Annotated in this window: 24 protein-coding genes and 3 pseudogenes; 12 read left to right on the top strand and 15 right to left on the bottom strand. The window is 68.7% G+C overall.

Features of this window, described 5'->3' with window-relative positions:
• Nucleotides 1–2: 2 nt before the first annotated feature.
• Entirely contained in the window at nucleotides 3–1,550 is a 1,548-nt protein-coding gene (locus OHA61_RS13710) for a glycosyltransferase family 87 protein (RefSeq protein WP_406307347.1), read from the bottom strand.
• Between the two features lie 157 nt (nucleotides 1,551–1,707).
• Between OHA61_RS13710 and OHA61_RS13705 the strand changes: the two genes are divergently transcribed.
• Nucleotides 1,708–2,145 carry a PaaI family thioesterase gene (locus tag OHA61_RS13705; RefSeq protein WP_406303288.1) on the top strand — a complete coding sequence of 146 codons (438 nt, stop codon included), beginning with the start codon at nucleotides 1,708–1,710 and terminating at the stop codon, nucleotides 2,143–2,145.
• A gap of 111 nt (nucleotides 2,146–2,256) precedes the next feature.
• Here the strand turns inward: OHA61_RS13705 and OHA61_RS13700 are convergent, their stop codons facing one another.
• The 3 genes from OHA61_RS13700 to OHA61_RS13690 form a co-directional block, all read right to left on the bottom strand.
• Nucleotides 2,257–2,556, bottom strand: coding sequence for a hypothetical protein (locus tag OHA61_RS13700; RefSeq protein WP_406303287.1), 300 nt, complete (start codon nucleotides 2,554–2,556; stop codon nucleotides 2,257–2,259).
• A 119-nt stretch (nucleotides 2,557–2,675) separates the two neighbouring features.
• A complete protein-coding gene (locus OHA61_RS13695; protein ID WP_389371554.1) occupies nucleotides 2,676–3,059 on the bottom strand; it encodes an MmcQ/YjbR family DNA-binding protein in 384 nt (127 codons plus the stop codon).
• 281 nt (nucleotides 3,060–3,340) lie between these two features.
• A complete protein-coding gene (locus tag OHA61_RS13690; RefSeq protein ID WP_406303286.1) occupies nucleotides 3,341–3,574 on the bottom strand; it encodes a hypothetical protein in 234 nt (77 codons plus the stop codon).
• A 502-nt stretch (nucleotides 3,575–4,076) separates the two neighbouring features.
• Between OHA61_RS13690 and OHA61_RS13685 the strand changes: the two genes are divergently transcribed.
• From OHA61_RS13685 to OHA61_RS13665, 5 genes and pseudogenes are all read left to right on the top strand, one after another.
• Complete coding sequence (locus OHA61_RS13685) at nucleotides 4,077–4,403, top strand: GYD domain-containing protein (RefSeq protein WP_406307346.1); 327 nt, start codon at nucleotides 4,077–4,079, stop codon at nucleotides 4,401–4,403.
• A gap of 54 nt (nucleotides 4,404–4,457) precedes the next feature.
• Nucleotides 4,458–4,529 (top strand): annotated as a pseudogene (locus tag OHA61_RS13680) (DNA mismatch repair protein MutT); the annotation flags it as partial.
• A gap of 1,009 nt (nucleotides 4,530–5,538) precedes the next feature.
• A complete protein-coding gene (locus OHA61_RS13675; RefSeq protein WP_406303285.1) occupies nucleotides 5,539–5,961 on the top strand; it encodes a hypothetical protein in 423 nt (140 codons plus the stop codon).
• Entirely contained in the window at nucleotides 5,958–7,856 is a 1,899-nt protein-coding gene (locus OHA61_RS13670; protein WP_406303284.1) for an alpha/beta hydrolase, read from the top strand. The genes OHA61_RS13675 and OHA61_RS13670 overlap by 4 nt, the downstream gene beginning before the upstream one ends.
• Nucleotides 7,846–8,421, top strand: a complete 576-nt coding sequence (locus OHA61_RS13665) for a hypothetical protein (protein WP_406303283.1) — start codon at nucleotides 7,846–7,848, stop codon at nucleotides 8,419–8,421. The genes OHA61_RS13670 and OHA61_RS13665 overlap by 11 nt, the downstream gene beginning before the upstream one ends.
• Here OHA61_RS13665 and OHA61_RS13660 read toward each other — a convergent pair.
• The 3 genes and pseudogenes from OHA61_RS13660 to OHA61_RS13650 all read right to left on the bottom strand — a co-directional run.
• Nucleotides 8,366–9,100, bottom strand: coding sequence for a hypothetical protein (locus OHA61_RS13660; RefSeq protein WP_406303282.1), 735 nt, complete (start codon nucleotides 9,098–9,100; stop codon nucleotides 8,366–8,368). The two genes, OHA61_RS13665 and OHA61_RS13660, sit on opposite strands and share 56 nt — an antisense overlap.
• Nucleotides 9,101–9,176: 76 nt before the next feature.
• A complete protein-coding gene (locus OHA61_RS13655) occupies nucleotides 9,177–10,283 on the bottom strand; it encodes a serine hydrolase domain-containing protein (RefSeq protein ID WP_406303281.1) in 1,107 nt (368 codons plus the stop codon).
• A 79-nt stretch (nucleotides 10,284–10,362) separates the two neighbouring features.
• A pseudogene (locus tag OHA61_RS13650) lies at nucleotides 10,363–10,491 on the bottom strand (peptide-methionine (S)-S-oxide reductase); the annotation flags it as partial.
• Nucleotides 10,492–10,700: 209 nt separating this feature from the next.
• Between OHA61_RS13650 and OHA61_RS13645 the strand changes: the two are divergent.
• Nucleotides 10,701–11,474 carry a polysaccharide deacetylase family protein gene (locus OHA61_RS13645; protein WP_406303280.1) on the top strand — a complete coding sequence of 258 codons (774 nt, stop codon included), beginning with the start codon at nucleotides 10,701–10,703 and terminating at the stop codon, nucleotides 11,472–11,474.
• A 267-nt stretch (nucleotides 11,475–11,741) separates the two neighbouring features.
• Nucleotides 11,742–11,888 carry a hypothetical protein gene (locus OHA61_RS13640; protein ID WP_406303279.1) on the top strand — a complete coding sequence of 49 codons (147 nt, stop codon included), beginning with the start codon at nucleotides 11,742–11,744 and terminating at the stop codon, nucleotides 11,886–11,888.
• Between the two features lie 14 nt (nucleotides 11,889–11,902).
• On the opposite strand, the pseudogene OHA61_RS13635 reads toward OHA61_RS13640, so the two are convergent.
• From OHA61_RS13635 to OHA61_RS13620, 4 genes and pseudogenes are all read right to left on the bottom strand, one after another.
• A pseudogene (locus tag OHA61_RS13635) lies at nucleotides 11,903–11,998 on the bottom strand (peptide-methionine (S)-S-oxide reductase); the annotation flags it as partial.
• A complete protein-coding gene (locus tag OHA61_RS13630; RefSeq protein ID WP_406303278.1) occupies nucleotides 11,999–12,595 on the bottom strand; it encodes a hypothetical protein in 597 nt (198 codons plus the stop codon).
• Nucleotides 12,592–13,263, bottom strand: coding sequence for a peptide-methionine (S)-S-oxide reductase MsrA (gene msrA / locus OHA61_RS13625; protein ID WP_406303277.1), 672 nt, complete (start codon nucleotides 13,261–13,263; stop codon nucleotides 12,592–12,594). The genes OHA61_RS13630 and msrA overlap by 4 nt, the downstream gene beginning before the upstream one ends.
• Nucleotides 13,264–13,356: 93 nt before the next feature.
• On the bottom strand, nucleotides 13,357–14,460 hold the full coding sequence (locus OHA61_RS13620; protein WP_361918218.1) for a hypothetical protein: 1,104 nt from the start codon (nucleotides 14,458–14,460) through the stop codon (nucleotides 13,357–13,359).
• A 107-nt stretch (nucleotides 14,461–14,567) separates the two neighbouring features.
• Between OHA61_RS13620 and OHA61_RS13615 the strand changes: the two genes are divergently transcribed.
• Nucleotides 14,568–15,722 carry a cystathionine gamma-synthase gene (locus tag OHA61_RS13615; protein WP_406303276.1) on the top strand — a complete coding sequence of 385 codons (1,155 nt, stop codon included), beginning with the start codon at nucleotides 14,568–14,570 and terminating at the stop codon, nucleotides 15,720–15,722.
• A gap of 125 nt (nucleotides 15,723–15,847) precedes the next feature.
• Here the strand turns inward: OHA61_RS13615 and OHA61_RS13610 are convergent, their stop codons facing one another.
• The 4 genes from OHA61_RS13610 to OHA61_RS13595 form a co-directional block, all read right to left on the bottom strand.
• Complete coding sequence (locus tag OHA61_RS13610) at nucleotides 15,848–16,039, bottom strand: DUF1059 domain-containing protein (protein WP_361914399.1); 192 nt, start codon at nucleotides 16,037–16,039, stop codon at nucleotides 15,848–15,850.
• An 86-nt stretch (nucleotides 16,040–16,125) separates the two neighbouring features.
• On the bottom strand, nucleotides 16,126–16,377 hold the full coding sequence (locus OHA61_RS13605) for a hypothetical protein (protein ID WP_406303275.1): 252 nt from the start codon (nucleotides 16,375–16,377) through the stop codon (nucleotides 16,126–16,128).
• Nucleotides 16,374–16,853: a sigma factor-like helix-turn-helix DNA-binding protein gene (locus tag OHA61_RS13600; protein ID WP_406303274.1), complete on the bottom strand. Its 480-nt coding sequence runs from the start codon at nucleotides 16,851–16,853 to the stop codon at nucleotides 16,374–16,376. Before OHA61_RS13600 ends, OHA61_RS13605 begins: the two co-directional genes overlap by 4 nt.
• Before the next feature lie 32 nt (nucleotides 16,854–16,885).
• Nucleotides 16,886–17,398: a MarR family winged helix-turn-helix transcriptional regulator gene (locus OHA61_RS13595; protein ID WP_266486929.1), complete on the bottom strand. Its 513-nt coding sequence runs from the start codon at nucleotides 17,396–17,398 to the stop codon at nucleotides 16,886–16,888.
• A 147-nt stretch (nucleotides 17,399–17,545) separates the two neighbouring features.
• Here OHA61_RS13595 and ilvA point away from each other — a divergent pair, with 147 nt between their 5' ends.
• The 3 genes from ilvA (at nucleotide 17,546) to OHA61_RS13580 (ending at nucleotide 20,970) form a co-directional block, all read left to right on the top strand.
• Nucleotides 17,546–18,775: a threonine ammonia-lyase gene (gene ilvA / locus OHA61_RS13590; RefSeq protein ID WP_406303273.1), complete on the top strand. Its 1,230-nt coding sequence runs from the start codon at nucleotides 17,546–17,548 to the stop codon at nucleotides 18,773–18,775.
• 300 nt (nucleotides 18,776–19,075) lie between these two features.
• Nucleotides 19,076–20,122, top strand: a complete 1,047-nt coding sequence (locus OHA61_RS13585; RefSeq protein WP_406303272.1) for an ATP-binding cassette domain-containing protein — start codon at nucleotides 19,076–19,078, stop codon at nucleotides 20,120–20,122.
• Nucleotides 20,119–20,970 (top strand): ABC transporter permease, encoded by an 852-nt coding sequence (locus OHA61_RS13580; protein ID WP_406303271.1) that lies wholly within the window; start codon nucleotides 20,119–20,121, stop codon nucleotides 20,968–20,970. The genes OHA61_RS13585 and OHA61_RS13580 overlap by 4 nt, the downstream gene beginning before the upstream one ends.
• The last annotated feature ends 22 nt before the right edge of the window (nucleotides 20,971–20,992 follow it).

The raw sequence follows: 20,992 nt of genomic DNA, 5'->3' as shown, positions 1-20,992 counted from the left end.
GTTCAGCAGTCCGAGTCGGCGGAGCGCGACAGGCGGTAGGGCGAGTCCAACCGGTACTCACCGGCCCGTGGCACCGTGAGCCGCGTCCACTCGCCCTCCTGCCGCAGGCACGCCCCCCGCGCCCGCAGCCACGGGGAGTACGCCACCCGCACCCTCACCGACCCGGCCGCCGGCATCCGTACCACCAGCTCCGCGTCGTCGCCTCGCACCACCGTCGCCGGGGAGGACACGAGCGGAACGGCGTCCCGCACCCGGTAGACCGACCAGCCCTCGTCCTGCCACACCCGCTCCAGCCAGCCGGGCCCGCTCCTGACGATCGCCGCCTCGGCCTCCGCGGGCCCGTCGGGACGCCCGTGGTGCAGCACCACCAGGCCGACCGCCCACCGGTCGAGCCACTGGCGGTACGTCGCCGGGGTCAGCGACCCGTCGTAGAACAACCGCCCGCGCTCCACGTCGAGCTGGCGGTTCCAGCCGCGCGCCATGTTGATGTGCGGGGCGAGGAGGGACGCCTCGCGGTGATTGCGGGCGGGGACGACCTCGACCCGGGTGCGGCCGACGCCCAGCCTTTCCAGTTCCCGTACGACACCGTCGGTGTGCGCCGCCCACGCGGGCACGTCGTTGGAGACCAGCAGGTCGTCGTTGGTCTTGTCGATCAGCCAGTACGTGTTGAGGGCGAGGGCGGCCGCGAGAACGGCGCGCAGGAACCTGCCGAGCCCTGCGGTGAGCACGGCGGCCAGCAGCACCGGCGGTCCGACGAGACCGACGAGACGCTCGACGTTCGTACCGATCGGCGAGGCGATGAGATAGGTCAGGACGACGCCGAGGCCGTACACGGCAGCCCCGTAGCGCACCACCCGCCACTCACGCCCGCGCGGCGCGGCGACGGCGACCGCCGCCGACGCGGCCAGCGGCATCCACAGCTTGCCCGTCGCCATGGGCTGCTCGCCCTGGAAGGGGAACAGCAGCGTCACCACGCCCACCACGACGAACGGCGGCAGCACGAGCGCGGCAGCCTTGCGCCACTGCCGGTCCAGCAGATACGCCGCCCCCGCCACCACCAGGAACAGCCCCGCGACGGGACTGGCCATCGCCGCCAGCGTCGTGCACAGCGCCGCGACGGCGGTCCTGCGTACGTACAGCAGCGCGAGCAGCCCGATCGCGACGCCCAGCGCGAAGGTCGTACGACCGGAGGCGACGTTGCACCAGAGCGCCACCGCCCCGAGAACGGCGGGCCAGACCGGCCGCGGCACTTGGCTGCGTACGAACAGACGGGCCAGCACCCAGGTCCCGGCAAGCCCGGCGGCCACGGACACGGCGCGTACGCCGAAGACGGCCATCAGCGGGGGAGCGAGGAGGCTGTAGTTGGCGGTGTGGGTGCCGCCGTACCAGGAGAGGTTGTACGCGGAGGCGGGATGCCGCTCCATGAAGCCGGCCCAGGCGAGCTGCGCGGCCAGATCGCCACCGCCGGTGGCGAGCCAGAACGCCCACAGGGCGTAGAGCGGCACGACGACGGCGATCGAGACGAGCGGAACGCGTGCGACCACCGGCACGCGCGCGACGAGCGGGACGCGCCACCGGGGTGATGCGTCCCGCTCGCCTGCGTCACGCCGGACGCTCTCCGCCTGTTCACTGATCCCCACGGCGCAAACCCTAACGGCGAGAAGCCGCCTCCCGAGGCTGTCAGTGGCGGCCTGTTCAATGTGGCTCATGGAGATGGATACGCAAAGGCGTGGGTTGTTCTGGGACGTGCAGGCAGGCCGGGTCCCACCGCCACCTGCAGCGGTGCTTCTCGGCTGGGAGCTGGTCGATGTGGATCCGGAGCAGGGGACCATCGAGGTGGCGTTTCTGGCGGGCGATCAGTTCGCGAACCCCGTCGGCGTGATCCAGGGCGGGTTCCTGGCCGCGATGCTCGACGACACTCTGGGGCCTGCGCTGGTCGCGACGTTGCCGGAGAACCAGTTCGCGCCGACGCTCGATCTGCATGTTCAGTTCCTGCGCCCCGCCCGTCCCGGACGGCTGACGGGGCGGGGACGGATTGTGCAGCGCGGCAAGGACGTGTGCTTTCTCGCCGGTGAGCTCATCGGCCCTGACGACAGACCGGTGGCTGTGGCGACTGCGACCGCGCGAATCCAGACCATTCGTTAGTGGTCGTGGGCGATCAGTGACCGCATCCAGGCTGTCCGGCCTCATTGGATCGCCCCGCCCGGATCCGAGCCGGTACGCGCGCGTTCGACGGACAGCTCAGGGAACCAGCGCTCAGGCCGAACCGCTGACGCCGGGCGCCACGAAGCGCCGGTGGAGCGGCGTGAACTGGGTCTCGGGCTGCCCTGCGATGCCGGCCTTCTGGACAGCGGGCGCGAGCCGCTCGGCGAAGAAGCGCTCGAACTCCCCTTGGCTGTTCCATACGTCGGTGACCGGCAACCCGCCCCCCGCGAACCAGGCCACGTGCAGCACGGCCCCGTCCGGCGTCTTCTCTTCCCAGCGCACCTCGTCCCGAACCGCGTTGTACTGCTCGGGCGTGACACCGGCCCAGCGCAACGACAACACAACAGCCATGCTGATCCGCTCCTCGGTCGACGGTGAACTCCGGTCCCAGTAGAACCGCGTGGCCGGTCGGGTGCCGTCGGGAGTACGCCGTTCACGCAAAGCGACAGGTCAGGGCGCGGGGGCCACGATCAGCGGGCGTCGAGTTCGGCGATCAGCTTCTTCGTGGCGATGGTGCGGTAGCTCTCCTCGACCCAGTCGAAGAGCACCTCCGCCGACGGTGCGCCCTTCACGGCGAGCGGGATCTGCACCCAGCCCGCCTTCCCCAGCCCATAGCCCGACGGTTCGGCGCCCGGGCAGGACAGGGCATGGGCGTGCATCGCCTCGTCCTTGAGCTTGACGCCGACACCCAGCGGATAGCTGCCGTCGTTCACTCCCAGAAAGACAAAGATCTTTTTGTTGACCTTGACGACGGTCTCGCCCCAAGGGAATTCCTCGCCGGCGCCGGGCAGCCCCAGGGCAAAGGCCCGCACCTTCTCCCACTTCGCGAGGGCGTGCTTCGGTGGTGCCGCCATCCCGTCCTCCCGATCGCGCCGTCTGCCCCGTCCCACGCTAGCCGCGCCCGCCAGGATCGGCCGGGCAGTCGGCCCCGCCTGACCCGAAACTAAGCGTTTGGGGCGTTCAGGAGAGTGGCTGGCTCACCCTCTGTGGCTCTGTGCGCCATTCACGGTGAAGTGCAATGAATCCTCGGCGGGCGCGATGCCGCTCGGGCAGGAGCGGCCTTAGTTGGTCTCCGAAGTGCCTAGAAGACACGATGCTGATGCGTGCCGTTCTCCGTGCGTTCCGGCGGCGACGCTCAGGCGCCCAGGGCATAGCCGTGTGTGCTGCGGAGGCCTATGGAACGGAAAATTTCCTCCGGGGACGCGACCTGGGCTCGAATGTACAAGTTCTCGAAGAACGGAAGGAACGGCGCTTGCCGGGCCACTCTTTCGGCGCGAATGTAGGGCTCGAGCGTCTCCCACACTTGACGGATGCGGAAATGGAAGATTCCCAGCGCTATTCGGAAGTCCACCATGTCGAGCGCATACATGATGCCGATGTACTCGTCAGAGTGGCGCGCAGAGCAACTTCAGAGGAGTGTCATATCACTTGCAGATCGCGCGTACCATAGTTGTCTAACTGCGACAAGCCCGAGAAGCCCAGAGCAATCAACGAGATGATGAGTGAAGTAGCGTTATACATGGTGGCCTCCGGCTGAACGGCCACCTCCTGCGCATGCCTTTCGCTGTGGAGCAACGTCAAGCCTCTGACGGTGACTGGCCGTCAGGCTTGGCGCAAGAGCGCACCAGGGGGTCAACCGGCGCAGGCGAGGCGCCGCGAGCCAAAGCGATCAGCCGCCAGCTGCCGTCGCTGCGCACGTCGAAGCATCAGGCGGGAGCACGGCGCTCTCCACACCGCCCGGACGGGTCGCTCACCCGACGGCTGGTGGCCGTACCGGTCATCGGCCGCCGCCGTTCGGGGGATACGCGGGCCGCCTCGGGCGCGTTTCCCTCCCGCGGGGGCATCCCTTGATGGAGCGAAAGGGAGACATGATGCCGCTCTATCTATCGAGATTCAGCTACACGCCGGAGACGTGGGCGAGGCTGATCGGCCGTCCCGAGGACCGCGCGCAGGCGGCTCAGTCGTACATCGAGTCCGTCGGCGGGAAGCTCCATGGCTTCTGGTACGCCTTCGGCACGCACGACGGCTACAACCTGTGGGAGGCCCCCGACAACGTGTCGATGGCCGCGGTTGCGCTGGCGATCAGCGGAGGCGGCGCGCTCAGGTCGTTTGAGACGACAGTGCTCCTGACCGTTGATGAAACAATGGATGCCCTGCGCAAAGCCGAGCAAGTCCGGTACCGGGCTCCTGGCGCTTAGCGGCTCGGATTAGGGGGATCAGCCGTGCTTCAATGCGCGACGACCTCGGCGGACCTCCCCATGCATCACACGCAGCGACTCCGCATCCAGCACTTCTTGGAAGGCCGGGACCCGCCCTACCTGGGCTGGGGCCCATTGGGGTCAGTTCTCGGCAAGCGCGATGCCGGCCGGGCAGGACCGTCCCCAGTTCGTCTCCGACGGCGCGATTACCTTCACAGGCGTCCCACCGCCCGCAGTACCCCGCCGGGTGCTTGTCCACGTAGCGCTGGTGTCCTCGACTACCACGTGTAGACGTACCGATTGGCGCGCTGATCGAACTCTGCTTCCACAGGGTAGGAAGTCAGGCCGAACTCCTTCTCGGTCCACTCAAGTACCGCTGCGGCGAGGCCCTCAGGCTGAAAGTCCGTGAGGGGAAACAGGACTCGTCGGACTGTGACCGTGGTGTGCAATGACGGGTTCTGGGCCGCGATGGAGCCTGCGGCCAAGGCCACTCCGCGCCGCAACCATGCCGCTTCATCCTCGGTGATCCGCAAGCCCGAGTGGTCGGAGGGCGGATGGTTGAGGACGGGGGCGAGGTCGAGCCACACCGGGTCGCCGACCAGTTCGCCACCTACCGGCGGTTACGGGGTCAGGCTCGCCTCGGCGGTCAGGTCGATGGCGATACCCCATGGGGCTCGCCGCAACCGGTACGACGTCGTCTCATGTGTCGAGTCAGCCCTCCGCCTTCGCGACGCTGATCGGGCACGAGACACCCGTGCCGCCGTCCCGGCGTTGTCATGTGACGCGCTGGGGGCGTCTTGGTGCTGCCGCCTGACCAATCAAGCGGGTTCGTCGAGAGCCTGCTCCAGACTCAGCCTGGACTGCCCGGTCTTGACATTGGCAGGTTCTTGGCCGCCCCGTCCTGAACTCGGTCCTGGCCGTCACACGATGTGCCTCTCGGGCGCTTCGCGCCGGGGCCATCTCGCGAGTCCTTCTTCGGCGTTGGGCAGCCCGGCGCCCGTGGCACAGTCACCCCACCCCCATCGCATTTTCCTCATCCATTACAAGGAGCGTCCCGTCCAGCCAGGTTCGACGAACACAGTTCCGTCCGTTAGGTTCTTGAAGCATTTGGTTCACTTGTTACGGGGGAGGGCGCATGGCGCTCAACGAGAAATGGGGAGCGCTGTTCGGCGACGACAGCTCCGGCTCCCGCACTGCAACGAGACTGGCCTCGGCGGACGCGCACGGCGGTGGGGGCGACAGCGGCGCTCCCGATCTCAAGGCGAGCGGTGGCCCGTGGACCACCGCGTCCGGGGTCGCAAACGCCCTGCACACGTCCTCCGCTTCAGCGCTGACCGAGTTGGAGACCGCCGCCAAGGTGGAGGCGAAGAGCACCGCGGGCCTGGACTGCACAACGGCGATGGGCGAGGTCCTCGGTTCATGGAAGGTGCGACTCACCGCCGTACGCGACGAGTGCCAGCGCCTCGAGGGCTCCCTCAAGAGCGCGGGCAAAGAGTTCGGCGAGCGCGAGGTCGTGACCCGGAAGAAGTTCGAGGGCAGGGCCGGGGGTCCGAAGTGATCACCTGGCAGCAGCTGGAGAAGCTCGATCTCAAGGAATACCAGGACGCGGCGGACGGCTGGGGCAAGGTGTCCAGCCGCGCCAACGCCGCCAAGGACCGCGTCGACAACGAGATGCTCAGCAAGCTCCGCGAGACCCAGAAGGGAAAGACCGCCGACGCCGCCACCGGCGACCTGACCCGGCTCAGCCGCAACTACCAGTACATCCACACCGAGTGCGGGCTGATCCGCACGGCCCTCAACGGGCTCGCCTCCGAACTCGCCGCCCCGCAGCGGAAGCTCATGAACGCGCTGGCGGATGTCCCCAAGACCTTCACCGTGCAGCCGAACGGCTCCGTCGAGTACCCCGTTGCCCCGGCGCTCATCACTACGCCCGAATCGGGTAGCGGAACAGCCGCCCCCGGAGCCCCGATCCCCCTCATCCCCGGCAAGGCCGAGGGCGGCGGCGACGCCAACAAGGCCCTGGCCGAGCAGATCGCCGAGGACATCGCTACCGCGCTGCGGGAAGCCGACGAGATCGACGGCCGGTACGCGGGCGCCTTGCGCAAACTCAAGATCCCGGACGGCGTCAAGGGCCTCGACATCACCGACGCGATGTTCGCCGACGCCGCCAACGACACCAGGGACCTGCAGAAAGCGGCCGGCAAGTACGCCGCCGAATCGGAGATCCCCAAGGGCAAGTCCCCTGCCGACAAAGCCAAGTGGTGGAACGAACTGCCACAGGAGAAGCGTGACGAGTACGCCACCCTCTACCCGGCATCCATCGGCGCTCTCGACGGCATCCCGGCCACCGTCCGCGACGACGCCAACCGCATGGTCCTGGCCGAGACCCGCGCGCAGACCCAACTGGACCTCAATGCGATTGGCCCGGAACCGGAAAAGTACATCAAGCACCCCAGCCACGGTCGCACCTACAGAAACCCGGCCTGGACCGAATGGTCCGAAAAGCGAGCCCCGTACCTCGCCAAATTGACGGGCATGGATGCCATCCAGGACCGCTTCGACCGCACGGGCCGGTCCGACAAGCCCGGCGAGCGCCCGCTGCCCGAGGCGTACCTGCTGGGCTTCGACACCAAGGGCATCGGCCACGCGATCGTCGCGAACGGCAACCCGGACACGGCCACGCACACGTCCGTGTACGTGCCGGGCACCACGTCAAACCTGGAGGGCATCGGAGGCGACGTCAAGCGCATGGAGACGCTCTGGCGCGCCAGCGACGCCCTCGCCGAAGGGGAGAGTGTCTCCACCATCACCTGGCTCGGCTACGACGCGCCGCAAAGTCTGGTGACCGACGCCCCGAAGAGTGAGTACGCCGACGACGGCGGCCCCAAATTGAATACCTTCCTGGGCGGGCTGCGCTCCTCCCACGAGGGAGGGCAGGACCATTTGACAGTGACGGGCCACAGCTACGGCAGTACGGTTATCGGCGCCGCCGCCCGTCAGGGCACTCTCCCGGTCGACGACATCTTTGTCGCCGGCAGCCCCGGCATGCAGGTCGGCACCGCCGCGGAACTCGACGTTCCCAGGGGGCACGTCTTCGCCGCCGAGGCCGACAGCGACCCGTACCTCAAGGGTGTCCACATTCCCTACGTCGGCGACGACAAGTACGGAGGCATCAACATTCCCTTCGTCACGAGCGACCCCGTCCCTGACCTTGGTGGCTGGAAGCATGCCCCGGTCGACTTGGACATCGACATCCTCCCGGCGTTCATCGACGGAGACGGGGCCAGCATCGTGAAGCCCCAGACTCCTACCAATCCGGACTTCGGCGCGGAGATCGTCGCAACGGACGGATCCCGGGGCCACAGCGGCTACTGGGACGAAGGCACGGAGAGCCTCAACAACCAGGCCCGGGTAACCGTAGGAAAGTATGACAGGGTGACACATGCTGACTAGCAACCATCGCAGGATCGCGTCGCGGACGGCCCGGCTCGCCGCGCTCACCCTCGCCGCATTGATCGCCACGACAGGATGCAGCGCCATGAACAACGACGCACTCGACTACACACCGGAGAAGATGCCCGTCAAGGAGGCCAAGGACCTGGTGCGCAAACAGTCCAGCCTCATTCTGGATCTCTCCGGCCTCAAAGGGGAGACCACCAACGGTTCTCCTGATGTCTCCCCGTGCGAGAAGGTCGAGCATGGGTACCGGGTCAAGCACTTCTGGAAGGTGTACGGGCCCTCCAGGGAGGCCCTCACCGCAGCGCTGGAGCGACTTCACGAAGGGCTCCCCAAGCAAGGCTGGAAGGCATACCGCTTTGAAAAGGCCAACTCAAAGGCCCAGCAGATGCAGCTCGACGTGGAGGACATGAAGCTCCATCACACGGTGAGGGTGGAAGAGGACTTCGTTTCCCGAGCCCCGGACGCGTCCAAGTGGGAGAAGGCCGGGCGCGACGGCCTGTACATCACCCTGGACTCCCCCTGCTATGTGGACCCTGACTACAAGGTCGGCAACCAGTAGCCTTGTGACGACACCTCAAAGTGCCGCCCCAGCGAGCCGCACGCACATCGCAGTGGCTGCAGCCGATGCAACCTACGCTTCTGTCAAAGAGGGCGGGATGGCTGGAGAGCCAGGCGGTGTACTGGCTGCGCAGCCGGTCTAGCTCCGCTGGCGTGGTGAGGATGACGTCTGCGCCGCCGTCGTACGGGTGGTGGATGTGTCGAAGTTCCGTATCGATGATGGACACTTCGACGACCGCTCCGTCCGCGACGGCGCGCAGCAGCGCGTCGACGCAGCCGCGTTCCCACGGGCGCCGGTCGGCGTACAGGCGTGTGTGGGCGTGGAACTCCGGGTCGGGGTCGGCTTGGTCCGACTCGGTCCACCATCGGATGCCGTCGGGGTGCAGCGTCTGTCGTGGTGACGGGTAGCCGGCGGGCCCGGTCGGTGTGTTCGACCAGTCCATGGTCACCACGAACACGTCCGTGCCTGCGAACAGTTCGTCGAGGATCGTGTTGTAGCGGTCCAGCAGGATCGCGTACTCGTCCTCGGACTCCGGGTAGCGTTTCGATTCGGGGAGGCTGTGGAAGCGCACCCAGCGGTCCGCGTACGTACTGCGGAAGGTGTGGGCGATGGGCGGACCCGACGGCCGCCGTTCTTGCCACAGCCCCTCCAACCGCTCGGGGGTGAAGTCGGAACTCACCCATCAGCCTTCGCGACACCGATCGGGCAAAAAACCCCAGTCCCGTCGAGCCTGTGCTGCCATGTGACCCGTTGGATCAGGCGCGCAGACCAACGAGCCCGTCATACGCGGCCGTGACGATCTCCAGTCCCCGAGTGTCGTCCGCAGGTTCGCGCATCTGATGTGTCACGTACGCCACTGCCATACGGGCGTCAGGGTCGATCATGACCAGTGAGCCACCCCAACCGCCCCACCCGTAGGTGTTGCCGAACAGTCCGTAGCCCAGACCCCAGCGCATCGGCATGCCAAGGACGCGGTCGTCGCCGTTGAACTGCTCCTCCCGGGCACGGTCACAACCCGCCTGCGACAGCAGCCGCGCCCCCCGCACCGATCCTCCGCAAGCCATCACGGACTGGACGAGGGCGACCGAGCGGGCGTTGCCGAGACCGTTCGCCGCAGGGATTTGCGCACGGCGCCAGGCCACGCTGTTCCCGTCGCGGACCCGTATCGGGGTCCCGGCGGCGGGAGTCGCGCCGCTGGCAGGGGCACTTGCGGCGTAGCCGTCGTCCCGCGACGGTGGCGGGATCGTGAGCGCCACCCGGTGGTCGTGCTCGGCGGGCAGGCCGATGTGGAAGTCCGCGCCCAGCGGGCCGGCAACCTCGTCGGCGAAGAACGCGCCCAGCGTCCGGCCGGTGATGCGGCGTACGACCTCGCCCACGAGGAATCCCTGGGTGAGCGAGTGGTATCCGGCTTCGCTGCCCGGCTCCCATTGCGGAGCCTGCCCGGCCAGTCGTGCCGTGGCGGACGTCCAGTCGTACAGCTCCGCCACCGGCCCGTCCCAGTCGGGGAGGCCAGCCGTGTGCGCGAGCAGGTGGCGTACCAGCACCTTCTCTTTGCCCGCCGCGGCGAACTCCGGCCAGTACTGGGCGACCGGCGCGGCCAGGTCGAGTTCGCCACGGTCGGCGAGAACCAGGGCGCACAGCGCGGTCATCGTCTTGGTGACGGACCAGACGTTGACGATCGTGTCGCGCTGCCACGGGATCGTACGGTCGGCGTCGGTGAATCCGCCCCAGACATCCACCACCGGCCGGCCATCCACGAAGACGGCCACCGAGCCGCCGGCGTCTCCCTCGTCCAGCAATGCCGCCAGCGCGCTGGGCACGGCAGTGAACAGGTCATCGTATGAGCCCTGGATGTCCGCCATGCGGAGAATCTAGCCAGCTTGGGGTGAGGCGAGGCAACTGAATTCCCGGCCCGCTGGCGGGCGACCATCCCTCAGTGGCTTCCGGCGCAGGGGCCATGCCCGTCGGGCAGGACGCTCCCCAGTTCGTCTCGAACGGGGTACTTGGCTTGACGCCCGTCCCCCCGATCCCGCAGGAGCCCGCCGGGTCCTTGTCCAAGTACTGCTGGTGAGTGGAACGACAGCGCGCACCGTGGCCGCCGCCCTGGGATCGGGCCAACTGGCCGGGTTCTGGCCGCTGCAAGCCGAGTTGTCCGCGAACTCCCCCGAGATTGTCCGCGAACCGTAACGGACGCATCCCATGGCCGCCGCCCTTCGTCCTGCCAGGTGGTCGCAGAGTGACCGGGGATCGGCGAGGGACTGGGCGAAGGCGGGGCGGACATGGCACGGCACGGCGGCGGGCGGGGCTGGTACGGCAAGCTGGTCGGGGCGGCGCTCGGGGTGACGGTGCTCACCATCGGTGCCTCGGTGTGGACGGCGCAGGCCGGTACCGTGGGCGGCTCGTCGCCCAAGGCGGCCGCGTCGGCGACGCCGGGCAGTGACGTCAAAAAGGTCTCGGTGACCATCGCGCACGCCTCGGACAAGGGGACGCGCGGCGTCAACATCACCATCGACGACGGCCCCGACCCTGTGTGGACCCCTCAAGTGCTGGACGTGCTGCGGGAGTACGGGGTGAAGGCCACGTTCTGCATGGTGGGGAGGCAGGCGCAGGCCCACCCGGACCTCGTGAAGAAGGTGGTCGCGGCCGGGCACCGGCTGTGCAACCACTCGGTGTCGCACGACACCACCATGGACAAGAAGTCCCAGGCCTACCAGTCGCAGCAGATACAGGACGCCGAACGCATGATCACCGAGGCGTCCGGAGGTGTACGGCCGATGTACTACCGGGCGCCCGGCGGGGCCTTCACCCCTCACAGCCGTGAGCTCGCCGCTTCCCGGGGGATGCGCCCGCTGGGCTGGAACGTGGACACCAAGGACTTCGAACGACCGGGCACGGACGCAATCGTCGCCACCGTCAAGCGGGAGCTGCCCAATGGGCCGACGCTCCTCTTCCACGACGCGGGCGGGGACCGTTCCCAGACCGTCGAGGCCCTGCGCCGGATCCTTCCCTGGCTCAAGGAGCAGGGCTACTCCTGCGGCTTCCCGGTGCGTTGAGCGGCCCTGGTCGGTCCCGGCATTCGAGGTCCCGGCCTGCCGCGAGCGCCACCCGCGGCCCTCCGGACCGGCGCTTCGACTGCCATTGCCGTGGTTGTGCGTCCTGATGGGCACGCGCTATGGGCTCGACGCCGCTGAGCTGCCCGGCCCGTGTACTGCTGGTGTCAGTTCCCTCCCGGATACCGGGACTTGGCTGGCGGTGTTGCGTTACCAGTCAGGTGGCAGGACAGTCGGTTTGCGGAGCCACCACCAGCGGGCTTCGCGGCCATGCACTCCGTATACGGGTTCCCGCATCTGTCCAGCGGTCTGCTCGCTGACACCGGTCCGCTCGACCTGGAGTCTTTGCAGGTCGAGCAGGCTGACCGCGGCCCGGTCCTCCGGTGTGAGACGACGGACCAGGGCGTCGACCTCTGACAACCGCGGGCCTGTCATCCCTCGGCGGGCGCGACACCGATCGGGCAGGAAACCCCCGTCCCGCCGATCCCGCAGTACCCCGCCGGGTTCTTGTCCAAGTACTGCTGGTGTTAGAGCCCTGCTGCGTTGCTGGGGAGCCAGGCGGTGTGTCGGCCGCGCAGCCGGTCTCGTTCTGTGGTTGTGGTGAGGATGACGTCTGCGCCGCCGTCGTACGGGTGGTGGATGCGTCGAAGTTCCGTATCGGTGAAGAACACTTCGACGACCACTTCGTCCGCGACGGCGCGCAGCAACTCGTCGACGCAGCCGCGTTCCCACGGGCGTCGGGTGGCGTACAGGCGTGTGTGGGTGTGGAACTCCGGGTCGGGGTCGTCCTGCTCCGACTCGGTCCACCAGCGGATGCCGTCGGGGTGCAGTGTCTGTCGTGGTGTTGGGTAGCCGGCGGGCCCGGTCGGCGTGTTCGACCAGTCCATGGTCACCACGAACACGTCCGTGCCCGCGAACAGTTCGTCGAGGATCGTGTTGTACCGGTCCAGCACGATCGCGTACTCGTCCCGGGAATCTGGGTAGCGCTTCGATTCGGGGAGGCTGTGGAAGCGCACCCAGCGGTCCGGGTACGTACTGCGGAACGTGTGAGCGATGGGCGGACCCGACGGCCGCCGTTCCTGCCACAGCCCCGCCAGTAGTTCGGGGGTGAAGCCAGCGCTCACCCGTCCGCCTTCGCGACACCAATCGGACAGGAGACACCAGTGCCGCCGGTCCCGCAGTAGCCGTTCGGGTTTTTGCTGCTTGAAAGATACTGCTGGTGATACGCCTCGGCCGGATAGAACGGGCGGCCCTCCGCCGGCAGCAGTTCCGTCGTGATCGTGCCGTACCCCGAGCCCGTCAGGACTCGCTGGTACGCCTCGCGCGACGCCGTCGCCGTTTCGGCCTGGGCGGCCGAGTGGGTGTAGATCGCCGAGCGGTACTGCGTGCCCACGTCATTGCCCTGGCGGAAGCCCTGCGTCGGGTCGTGGGACTCCCAGAACAGCTTCAGCAGCGACTCGTACGAGACGACCTTCGGGTCGAAGACGACGCGCACCGCCTCGGTGTGGCCCGTCAGGCCCGAGCAGGTCTCGTCGTAGGTGGGGTTCGGGGTGTGGCCGCCCTGGTAGCCGACCAGCGTGGTCCAGACGCCCTCCGTCTGCCAGAACTTGCGCTCCGCGCCCCAGAAACAGCCCAGGCCGAAGTCCGCGATCTCAAGGCCCTCGGGGTACGGGCCCAGCAGCGGGTTGCCCAGGACCGTGTGGCGCGCGGGGACGGAGAATTCGGGCTCCGGGCGGCCGCGGAGGGCCTGGTCGGGGGTGGGGAGCTCGGGGGTGCGGCGGGACAGGAACATGCGGGCTCTCCTTGAGGTGGCGACACCGGTGAGAACGATTGGTGCGGCGCCGGAATTCCCAGCGCCGCGCACCCCACGGGCACGCCCACCCGATCAGTGCGGCAACGTCGCCGGGCTCCCGCCGTTGGCCTCGTAGCCCGCCACCGCCAGGTTGCGGTACACCGTGTAGTCCGCCGCCGGGTCCCCGCTCAGCGTCCACGGCAGTGCGCCGATGTGGCCGTCGACGTGCACCAGCTGGTTCATCGCCTCCGCCCACCTCTCCGACCGTACGAGGAAGAGGACGAGCAGATGCCGTACGTGCGCGAGCATCGGGTCGTCCGGACGGGCCGCGTGCACGGCGAAGAGCGCGCCCTCCATCGCCTTGGTGACGACCTCGCTCCGGTAGAAGCTCTGCACCAGATTGACCTCGGGCAGATGCTCGTACACCGCGAACAGCGGCAGCGCCGCGAGCAGCGAGCCCTGCGGGGCGCGGGCTGCGGCCGTCGTCGCGAAGTGGTCCGCCTCCTCGCGGGAGCCGTGCCACTTCTCGCACCAGTAGTGCAGCGCGGCCAGATGCGCTCCCATGTGTTCAGGCGCGCGGTCGATGACCTTCGCCCACACCTGGTCGAACTGCTCGTGGGAGTAGCCGAGTCCGCGGCCGACGGCGAGTTCGACGATGTACGGAACGGGGTCGCCGGGCGAGAGCAGGGCCGCCTCGCCGCAGACCGTACGGGCCTCCTCCAGGATGATCCGGAAGTCGTCCGTGCCCGCGGTCGACGAACGCCACGCCTGCTGCACCAGGAACTCCGCGTGCACCTGCGCGCCGCCCGCGTCCTTGGGGGAGTCCAGGCGCCAGGCGCGCAGCCACGCGCCGCCGACGCCGGGCTGCTGCTGGAGTTCCACGGACGCGGCCCCGGCGAAGGCCTGCACGCGCTGCCAGCGGACCTCGCCCTCCTTGGGGGTGCCGGCGAGCAGCTGGGACGCCGCCCGCCAGTCCTGGGTGCGCTGGACGACTTCGAGTACGTCGAGGAGGTCTTGGTCCGGTCCCGGCAGGCGGATGTCCAGCTCCTCCTGGCGTACGAATCCGTACGTGTCCGGGTCGGCGGCGTCGGGCGAGCCGGGCGCGACCTGCCGGATGGCGGAGCGCCGGCGCAGCACGAAGGGGCCGATGACCGCGGTCAGCATGCACAGTGCGATCAGGAACCAGAGAATCTCCATGAGCCCATTGTCCCGGACGGCACTGCGGCGTCATCGGGGCGGTGGGTACCGGACAGCGTTCGGGGCCGGGCCGCGCAGTCGTTCCGGCGCGACTACGCTCGGGGCTCATGAGCGACCAGCACAGTGAGCACAGCTTCGAGACCCTCGCCATCCACGCGGGCAACACGGCAGACCCGCTGACGGGCGCGGTCGTCCCTCCCATCTACCAGGTGTCCACCTACAAGCAGGACGGTGTGGGAGGACTGCGCGGCGGCTACGAGTACAGCCGCAGCGCCAACCCGACGCGTACCGCGCTGGAGGAGAACCTCGCGGCGCTGGAGGGCGGCCGGCGCGGGCTCGCCTTCGCGTCCGGACTCGCGGCGGAGGACTGCCTGCTGCGTACGCTGCTGGAACCGGGCGACCATGTGGTGATCCCGAACGACGCGTACGGGGGCACCTTCCGGCTCTTCGCCAAGGTCGTCTCCCGGTGGGGCGTCGAGTGGTCGGTGGCCAACACCTCCGACCCGGCGGCGGTACGGGCGGCGGTCACCCCCAAGACCAAGGTGATCTGGGTCGAGACGCCGTCCAACCCGCTTCTCGGCATCACCGACATCGCGGCGGTTTCCGAGATCGCGCGGGGCGCGGGCGCCCGGCTCGTCGTGGACAACACCTTCGCGAGCCCTTATCTCCAGCAGCCGATCTCGCTCGGCGCGGACATCGTCGTGCACTCGCTGACCAAGTACATGGGCGGGCACTCGGACGTCGTCGGCGGCGCGCTGATCGCGGCGGACGCGGCGGTGGGCGAGGAACTGGCCTACCACCAGAACGCGATGGGCGCCGTCGCGGGCCCGTTCGACGCATGGCTGGTGCTGCGCGGCATCAAGACGCTGCCCGTCCGGATGGACCGGCACAGTGAGAACGCCGCCCGGGTCGCCGAGATGCTCACCAGCCACCCCAAGGTCACCCAGGTCCTCTACCCGGGCCTGCCGGAACACCCGGGCCACGAGACGGCCGCCAAGCAGATGAAGCACTTCGGCGGCATGGTCTCCTTCCGGGTCCAGGGCGGCGAGGAGGCGGCGGTCGAGGTCTGCAACCGCGCCAAGCTGTTCACGCTGGGCGAGTCGCTGGGCGGCGTCGAGTCGCTGATCGAGCACCCGGGGCGGATGACGCATGCGTCGGTGGCGGGCTCCGCACTGGAGGTCCCGGCGGACCTGGTGCGGGTCTCGGTGGGCATCGAGTCGGGCGACGATCTGCTGGCGGATCTTCAGCAGGCGCTGGGCTGACCCCACGGTCACCATCGCCGGGCGGGCCGAGCATCGGCCTGCCCGGCGAGCACGTCAGAGCACGTCAGAGGACCGCAGACGAAGTCAGAGCATGTCAGAGCACGTCATGTGTCAGGCGCCGGGCGTCACGCGGTGACCTTCTCGTCCTCGAGCGATTCACGGATCTCCGAGCGCAGCTCCAGGCTGTCCGCGTGTCCATGGACGGAGACCGCGTGCTCGGCTGCTGCCCGTACGACTTCCTCTTCCTCACCGGAGATGGTGAGCGAGCAGTCCATCACGCTCGGGAACCTGCGGCAATCGGCGACTTTCCTGGTCATGGGGACCTCCTGGGATCGGTCTGTACGCCGCTTTTTCCAGGATAGATCCGGGCCGCTCCGGCAGGCCGGGCCGGCGAAGGGGCTGCCTACCAGCCCTCCAGCGGGGGCGTCGTGTCCGACGGCGCCACCACCCACGGCTGCGCCACCGTCGCCCAGAGGGCGAACGCGATCGCCGCGGCGACCAGCAGCAGCCACAGCGCACGGCGCAGTGCACGATGGCGGCGCAGCAGCCGGGTGCCGTGCTCCACGGCGCGGGCGGCGAGATCGGCCGGGACCGGCGGATGGGGCGTCTCCAGCATCCGGCGTACCTCGGTCTCCTTGCGCTCCCGGCTGCTCATGACGCCGCCTGGACCTGAGTGTGCGGCGGCGGCGGCGTGGGAGGACTCGCGCACATCCTCCGCACCGCGCGCGTGAAGATCGCGCGGACGCGTTCCACCGGGAGCCCGATCAGCGCGGCCGTCTGTTCCTCCGCCACGCCCTCGTACAGACGCAGCACCAGAATCAGGCGCTCCTGCGGGGTGAGACCTTCCAGCACCCCGCCGCGCACCCGGTGGAGGCGCCAGGCGCCGCGGGCGAAGCGGGCGGCGAGTTCCTGGCGGGTGCGGTCGTACGGATCCTCGCCGCGCAGCCGGTCCCATTGCGCGTACGTATGGGCGAGCGCGGCGGTCAGCAGCTGCTCGGCGTGCGGATTGGCGCCCGGGGGCTCGGCGGTGAGCAGGGTCGCGGCATGCAGCAGCCGTGGCGCCGCGCCCGCGACGAACGCCTCGAACTCCCGGGCACGGCGACGCCCTTGTCCCGTCTGCCGATCGCTCACGTCCTCATATAGGAGCAGATCAGGCGCCGGGGTCAAGAGGTCGGCGACGTCTCCGTGTCCACGGGCGGCAGACCGGCCTGGCGGGCGGAGAGAGCGGTGTTGAAACGGGTGAGCAGAGTGCAGAACGATTCGCGTTCCGTCTCCGTCCAGCCGTCCGTCACCTGTGCCATCAGCTCGCGCCGCGAGGAGCGGACTTCTTCGAGCCTGGCCTGGCCCCGCGGGGACAGCTGGAGCACGACGGCGCGGCCGTCCTCGGGGTGCGAGGTGCGCTTGACCAGCCCGGTGTCGACGAGCGGCGCGACCTGGCGGGTGACGGTCGATGAGTCGATGCCCATCCCCGCGGCCAGCGCCTTGACGCCCATCGGGCCTTCCTTGTCGAGCCGGTTGAGCAGCAGATACGCGGCACGGTCCATGGAGTTGCGGACCTGGCCGACCCCGCCGAGCCGGGTCTGTTCCGCGCGGCGTGCGAAGACGGCGACCTGGTGCTGGAGGGCATCGAGGAGGCCGGGGTCGAGATGGGTCGTCATGTCCTGAGAAGTGGGCATGGCTAGGGGGGCTCTCTCGTGCGGCGGTCGGTTGGTGGGGGACAGAGTACGCGGCAAAAACCCGGTGTGTACCAGGGCTGCGCAAACCAGTGGGGAAGCCCGGTACCCGGGCAGCCGTCGGCCCGGTGAGCTGCGATGCTTGACGTCATGAGCTTCAGTACGTCTGGCACCTTTCGCCCCGTCATCCTCGACGACATCCGGGGGGCTCAGAAGATGCTCGCGGGGGTCGCCAGGATGACCGCGATGGAGGGCAGCAGGCATCTGTCGCAGCTGGTGGGCGCGCCCGTTCATCTCAAGTGCGAGAACCTCCAGCGGACGGGGTCCTTCAAGCTGCGCGGCGCGTACGTACGGATCTCCGGGCTCTCGCCGGTGGAGCGGGCCGCGGGCGTCGTCGCGGCCTCCGCCGGCAATCACGCGCAGGGCGTGGCACTGGCATCCTCGCTGCTCGGCGTGCGCTCCATCGTGTTCATGCCGATGGGGGCGCCGCTGCCGAAGGTCGCGGCGACGAGGGAGTACGGCGCCGAGGTACGGCTGCACGGCCAGGTCATCGACGAGACCCTGGCCGCCGCGCAGGAGTACGCGCACGAGACGGGCGCGGTGTTCATCCACCCCTTCGACCACCCCGACATCATCGCCGGGCAGGGCACCGTCGGCCTCGAAATCCTGGAGCAGTGCCCCGAGGTGCGGACGATCGTCGTCGGCATCGGCGGCGGCGGGCTCGCGGCCGGTATCGCGGTCGCGGTGAAGGCGGTGCGGCCCGATGTGAAGCTGATCGGCGTGCAGGCGGAGGGCGCGGCCGCGTATCCGCCCTCGCTCGCCGCCGGGTATCCCGTCTCGATCGACGCACCGTCGACGATGGCGGACGGGATCAAGGTGGGCCGGCCCGGCGACGTTCCGTTCAAAATCATTGGCGATCTCATCGACGAAGTCCGTACGGTCTCCGAGGACGAGCTCTCCAGCGCCGTACTGCTCTGCCTGGAGCGGGCGAAGCTGGTGGTCGAGCCGGCCGGGGCAAGTCCGGTGGCGGCGCTGCTGAGTGACCCGGGGGCGTTCCAGGGCCCGGTTGTCGCCCTGCTGTCGGGCGGCAATGTGGACCCGCTGCTGCTGCAGCGCATCCTGCGGCACGGAATGGCGGCAGCCGGCCGCTATCTGTCGCTGAGGCTGCGGCTGACGGACCGGCCAGGTGCGCTCGCCGCACTGCTGGGCTCGTTGTCAGTGGTCGACGCTAACGTCCTTGATGTGAGTCACGTAAGGACCGACCCGCGGCTCGGGCTCACGGAGGCGGAGGTGGAGTTGCAGCTGGAGACGAAGGGCCCTGAGCACTGCGAACTGGTGGCGGCGACGCTGCGCGATGCGGGTTACAGGGTCATGAGCTGAGCCCGCGAGGGCGCTCTCGTGGCCTCCGGCCCCGGTGGCCGGCGCAAGCTGACACAGCCTGACGCGGCGCTGACAGGCCCTTTGGGCTTTCTCGGCATGTGCATTCGCGACAGGCTTGAGTGTCGCGATGTATCGCGTTACGGTGAAGGTCTTGCCATGCTCCCGCCAGGTGCGGGACATCCCACACATGCCCGCATCTCTTCGTACGCCCGCATCTCTTCGTATCCCTACGTACCTCTTCTCTCCACGCATCTCTTCGCAAGCAGTGACCCACCCATCTGCCACCTTGGGAGAACCCACATGCCAGGCGCCATCTACGCCGAAGGCCTGGTGAAGACCTTCGGCGATGTAAGGGCTCTGGACGGCGTCGACCTCGACGTCCCGGAGGGCACGGTTCTGGGTCTTCTCGGCCCCAACGGAGCCGGCAAGACCACCGCCGTGCGCGTACTGACCACCCTGCTGCAGCCCGACAGCGGCAAGGCGGTCGTCGCCGGTATAGACGTCCTGAAACACCCGAACGAAGTCCGCCGCTGCATCGGCCTCTCCGGCCAGTTCGCCGCGGTCGACGAGTACTTGACCGGCCGCGAGAACCTCCAGATGGTCGGCCAGCTCTACCAGATGAGCGCACGTGACGCGAAGGTACGGGCGGGCGAGCTGCTCGACCGCTTCAACCTCGCGGACGCCGCCGACCGTCCCGCCAAGACGTACTCCGGCGGCATGCGCCGGCGGCTCGACCTCGCCGCCGCGCTGGTCGTCTCCCCACCCGTGATGTTCATGGACGAGCCCACCACCGGACTCGACCCGCGCAACCGGATGCAGCTGTGGGAGGTCATCGAAGAACTGGTCGGCGGCGGTACGACACTGCTGCTCACCACCCAGTACCTCGAAGAGGCCGACCACCTGGCCCACGACATCTGCGTCATCGACCACGGCAGGGTCATCGCCCGCGGCACCGCCGACCAGCTCAAGGCCCAGACGGGCGGCGAGCGGGTCGAGGTCGTCGTGCAGCACCCGGACCAGATCACCCCGGCCCGCGAGGTGCTGCTGGGCTTCGGCAAGGGCGAGGTCGCCATCGCCGAGCACACCCGCAAGCTCACCGTCCCGGTTAACGGCGGCGCCAAGCTGCTCGCCGAGGTCATCCGCGAACTGGACACCCGGGGCGTCGAGATCGACGACATCGGTCTGCGCCGCCCCACCCTCGACGACGTCTTCATATCCCTGACCGGCCATGCCGCCGAGCTCCAGGACGAGGAGAACCGGCAGTCGCAGGGCGCCAAGGACGCCAAGGGCGCCAAGGATCCCAAGGATGCGAAGGCCATGAAGTCCCGGAAGGAGTCCGTGAAGTGACCACCGCAACGGACGCCGTGAAGCTCGCGGCACCCAAGCCGCGCGGCGGCGTCGTCCAGTCGATCAACGACTCGCTCGTCGTCGCCAAGCGAAATCTGATCCGGATGACCCGGATCCCGGAGATGATCATCTTCGGGATGATCCAGCCCGTCATGTTCGTGGTGCTGTTCAGCTATGTCTTCGGCGGCTCCATGGACGTCGGCGGCACCACGGACCCCGCGGTCTACCGGGAGTTCCTGATGGCGGGCATCTTCGCCCAGACCGTCACCTTCGCCACCGCGGGCGCCGGTGCGGGCATCGCCGACGACATGCACAAGGGTCTGATCGACCGGTTCCGCTCCCTGCCCATGGCCCGCGGCGCAGTCCTCACCGGCCGCACCCTCGCGGACCTCGTCCAGACCACTCTGACCGTCGTCGTCCTCACGATCGTCGCTCTGCTGGTCGGCTGGCGGATCCACGAGGGCATCCCCAAGGCCCTCGGCGCGTTCGCGCTGCTGCTCCTGCTGGGATACGCCTTCTCCTGGATCGGCGCACTCATCGGACTCTCGGTCAGTACGCCCGAGGCGGCCACGTCCGGCGGACTGATCTGGCTCTTCCCAGTCACTTTCATCTCGAACGCCTTCGTGCAGTCCAGCAATCTGCCGGGCTGGCTGCAGCCGATCGCCGAGTGGAACCCCTTCAGCGCCACGGTCCAGGCCTGCCGCGAGCTCTTCGGCAACCCCGGAGCATCGCCGTCGGACGCCTGGCCGATGGCGCACCCGGTGTGGGCATCGCTGATCTGGTCGGTCCTGATCATCGTGGTCTTCCGGACGCTGTCGGTGCGCAAGTACCGCTCGGCGACCGCCTGATCATGCATACAGGGAAGGGCCG

Origin of the sequence: Streptomyces sp. NBC_00885, assembly GCF_045207475.1 — a bacterium.
In the GTDB taxonomy this organism is placed as follows: Bacteria; Actinomycetota; Actinomycetes; order Streptomycetales; family Streptomycetaceae; genus Streptomyces.
Note: the sequence above shows the minus strand (reverse complement) of the source record. Positions and strands in the feature narration are given on the sequence as shown.

Bases quoted from the DNA above. Each gene is read 5' to 3' on its own strand.
- OHA61_RS13705 (WP_406303288.1), top strand. From the start codon at position 1,708: ATGGAGATGGATACGCAAAGGCGTGGGTTGTTCTGGGACGTGCAGGCA.
- OHA61_RS13700 (WP_406303287.1), bottom strand. From the start codon at position 2,556: ATGGCTGTTGTGTTGTCGTTGCGCTGGGCCGGTGTCACGCCCGAGCAG.
- OHA61_RS13695 (WP_389371554.1), bottom strand. From the start codon at position 3,059: ATGGCGGCACCACCGAAGCACGCCCTCGCGAAGTGGGAGAAGGTGCGG.
- OHA61_RS13690 (WP_406303286.1), bottom strand. From the start codon at position 3,574: ATGTATGCGCTCGACATGGTGGACTTCCGAATAGCGCTGGGAATCTTC.
- OHA61_RS13685 (WP_406307346.1), top strand. From the start codon at position 4,077: ATGCCGCTCTATCTATCGAGATTCAGCTACACGCCGGAGACGTGGGCG.
- OHA61_RS13675 (WP_406303285.1), top strand. From the start codon at position 5,539: ATGGCGCTCAACGAGAAATGGGGAGCGCTGTTCGGCGACGACAGCTCC.
- OHA61_RS13665 (WP_406303283.1), top strand. From the start codon at position 7,846: ATGCTGACTAGCAACCATCGCAGGATCGCGTCGCGGACGGCCCGGCTC.
- OHA61_RS13655 (WP_406303281.1), bottom strand. From the start codon at position 10,283: ATGGCGGACATCCAGGGCTCATACGATGACCTGTTCACTGCCGTGCCC.
- OHA61_RS13645 (WP_406303280.1), top strand. From the start codon at position 10,701: ATGGCACGGCACGGCGGCGGGCGGGGCTGGTACGGCAAGCTGGTCGGG.
- OHA61_RS13640 (WP_406303279.1), top strand. From the start codon at position 11,742: ATGCACTCCGTATACGGGTTCCCGCATCTGTCCAGCGGTCTGCTCGCT.
- msrA (WP_406303277.1), bottom strand. From the start codon at position 13,263: ATGTTCCTGTCCCGCCGCACCCCCGAGCTCCCCACCCCCGACCAGGCC.
- OHA61_RS13620 (WP_361918218.1), bottom strand. From the start codon at position 14,460: ATGGAGATTCTCTGGTTCCTGATCGCACTGTGCATGCTGACCGCGGTC.
- OHA61_RS13615 (WP_406303276.1), top strand. From the start codon at position 14,568: ATGAGCGACCAGCACAGTGAGCACAGCTTCGAGACCCTCGCCATCCAC.
- OHA61_RS13610 (WP_361914399.1), bottom strand. From the start codon at position 16,039: ATGACCAGGAAAGTCGCCGATTGCCGCAGGTTCCCGAGCGTGATGGAC.
- OHA61_RS13605 (WP_406303275.1), bottom strand. From the start codon at position 16,377: ATGAGCAGCCGGGAGCGCAAGGAGACCGAGGTACGCCGGATGCTGGAG.
- OHA61_RS13595 (WP_266486929.1), bottom strand. From the start codon at position 17,398: ATGCCCACTTCTCAGGACATGACGACCCATCTCGACCCCGGCCTCCTC.
- ilvA (WP_406303273.1), top strand. From the start codon at position 17,546: ATGAGCTTCAGTACGTCTGGCACCTTTCGCCCCGTCATCCTCGACGAC.
- OHA61_RS13585 (WP_406303272.1), top strand. From the start codon at position 19,076: ATGCCAGGCGCCATCTACGCCGAAGGCCTGGTGAAGACCTTCGGCGAT.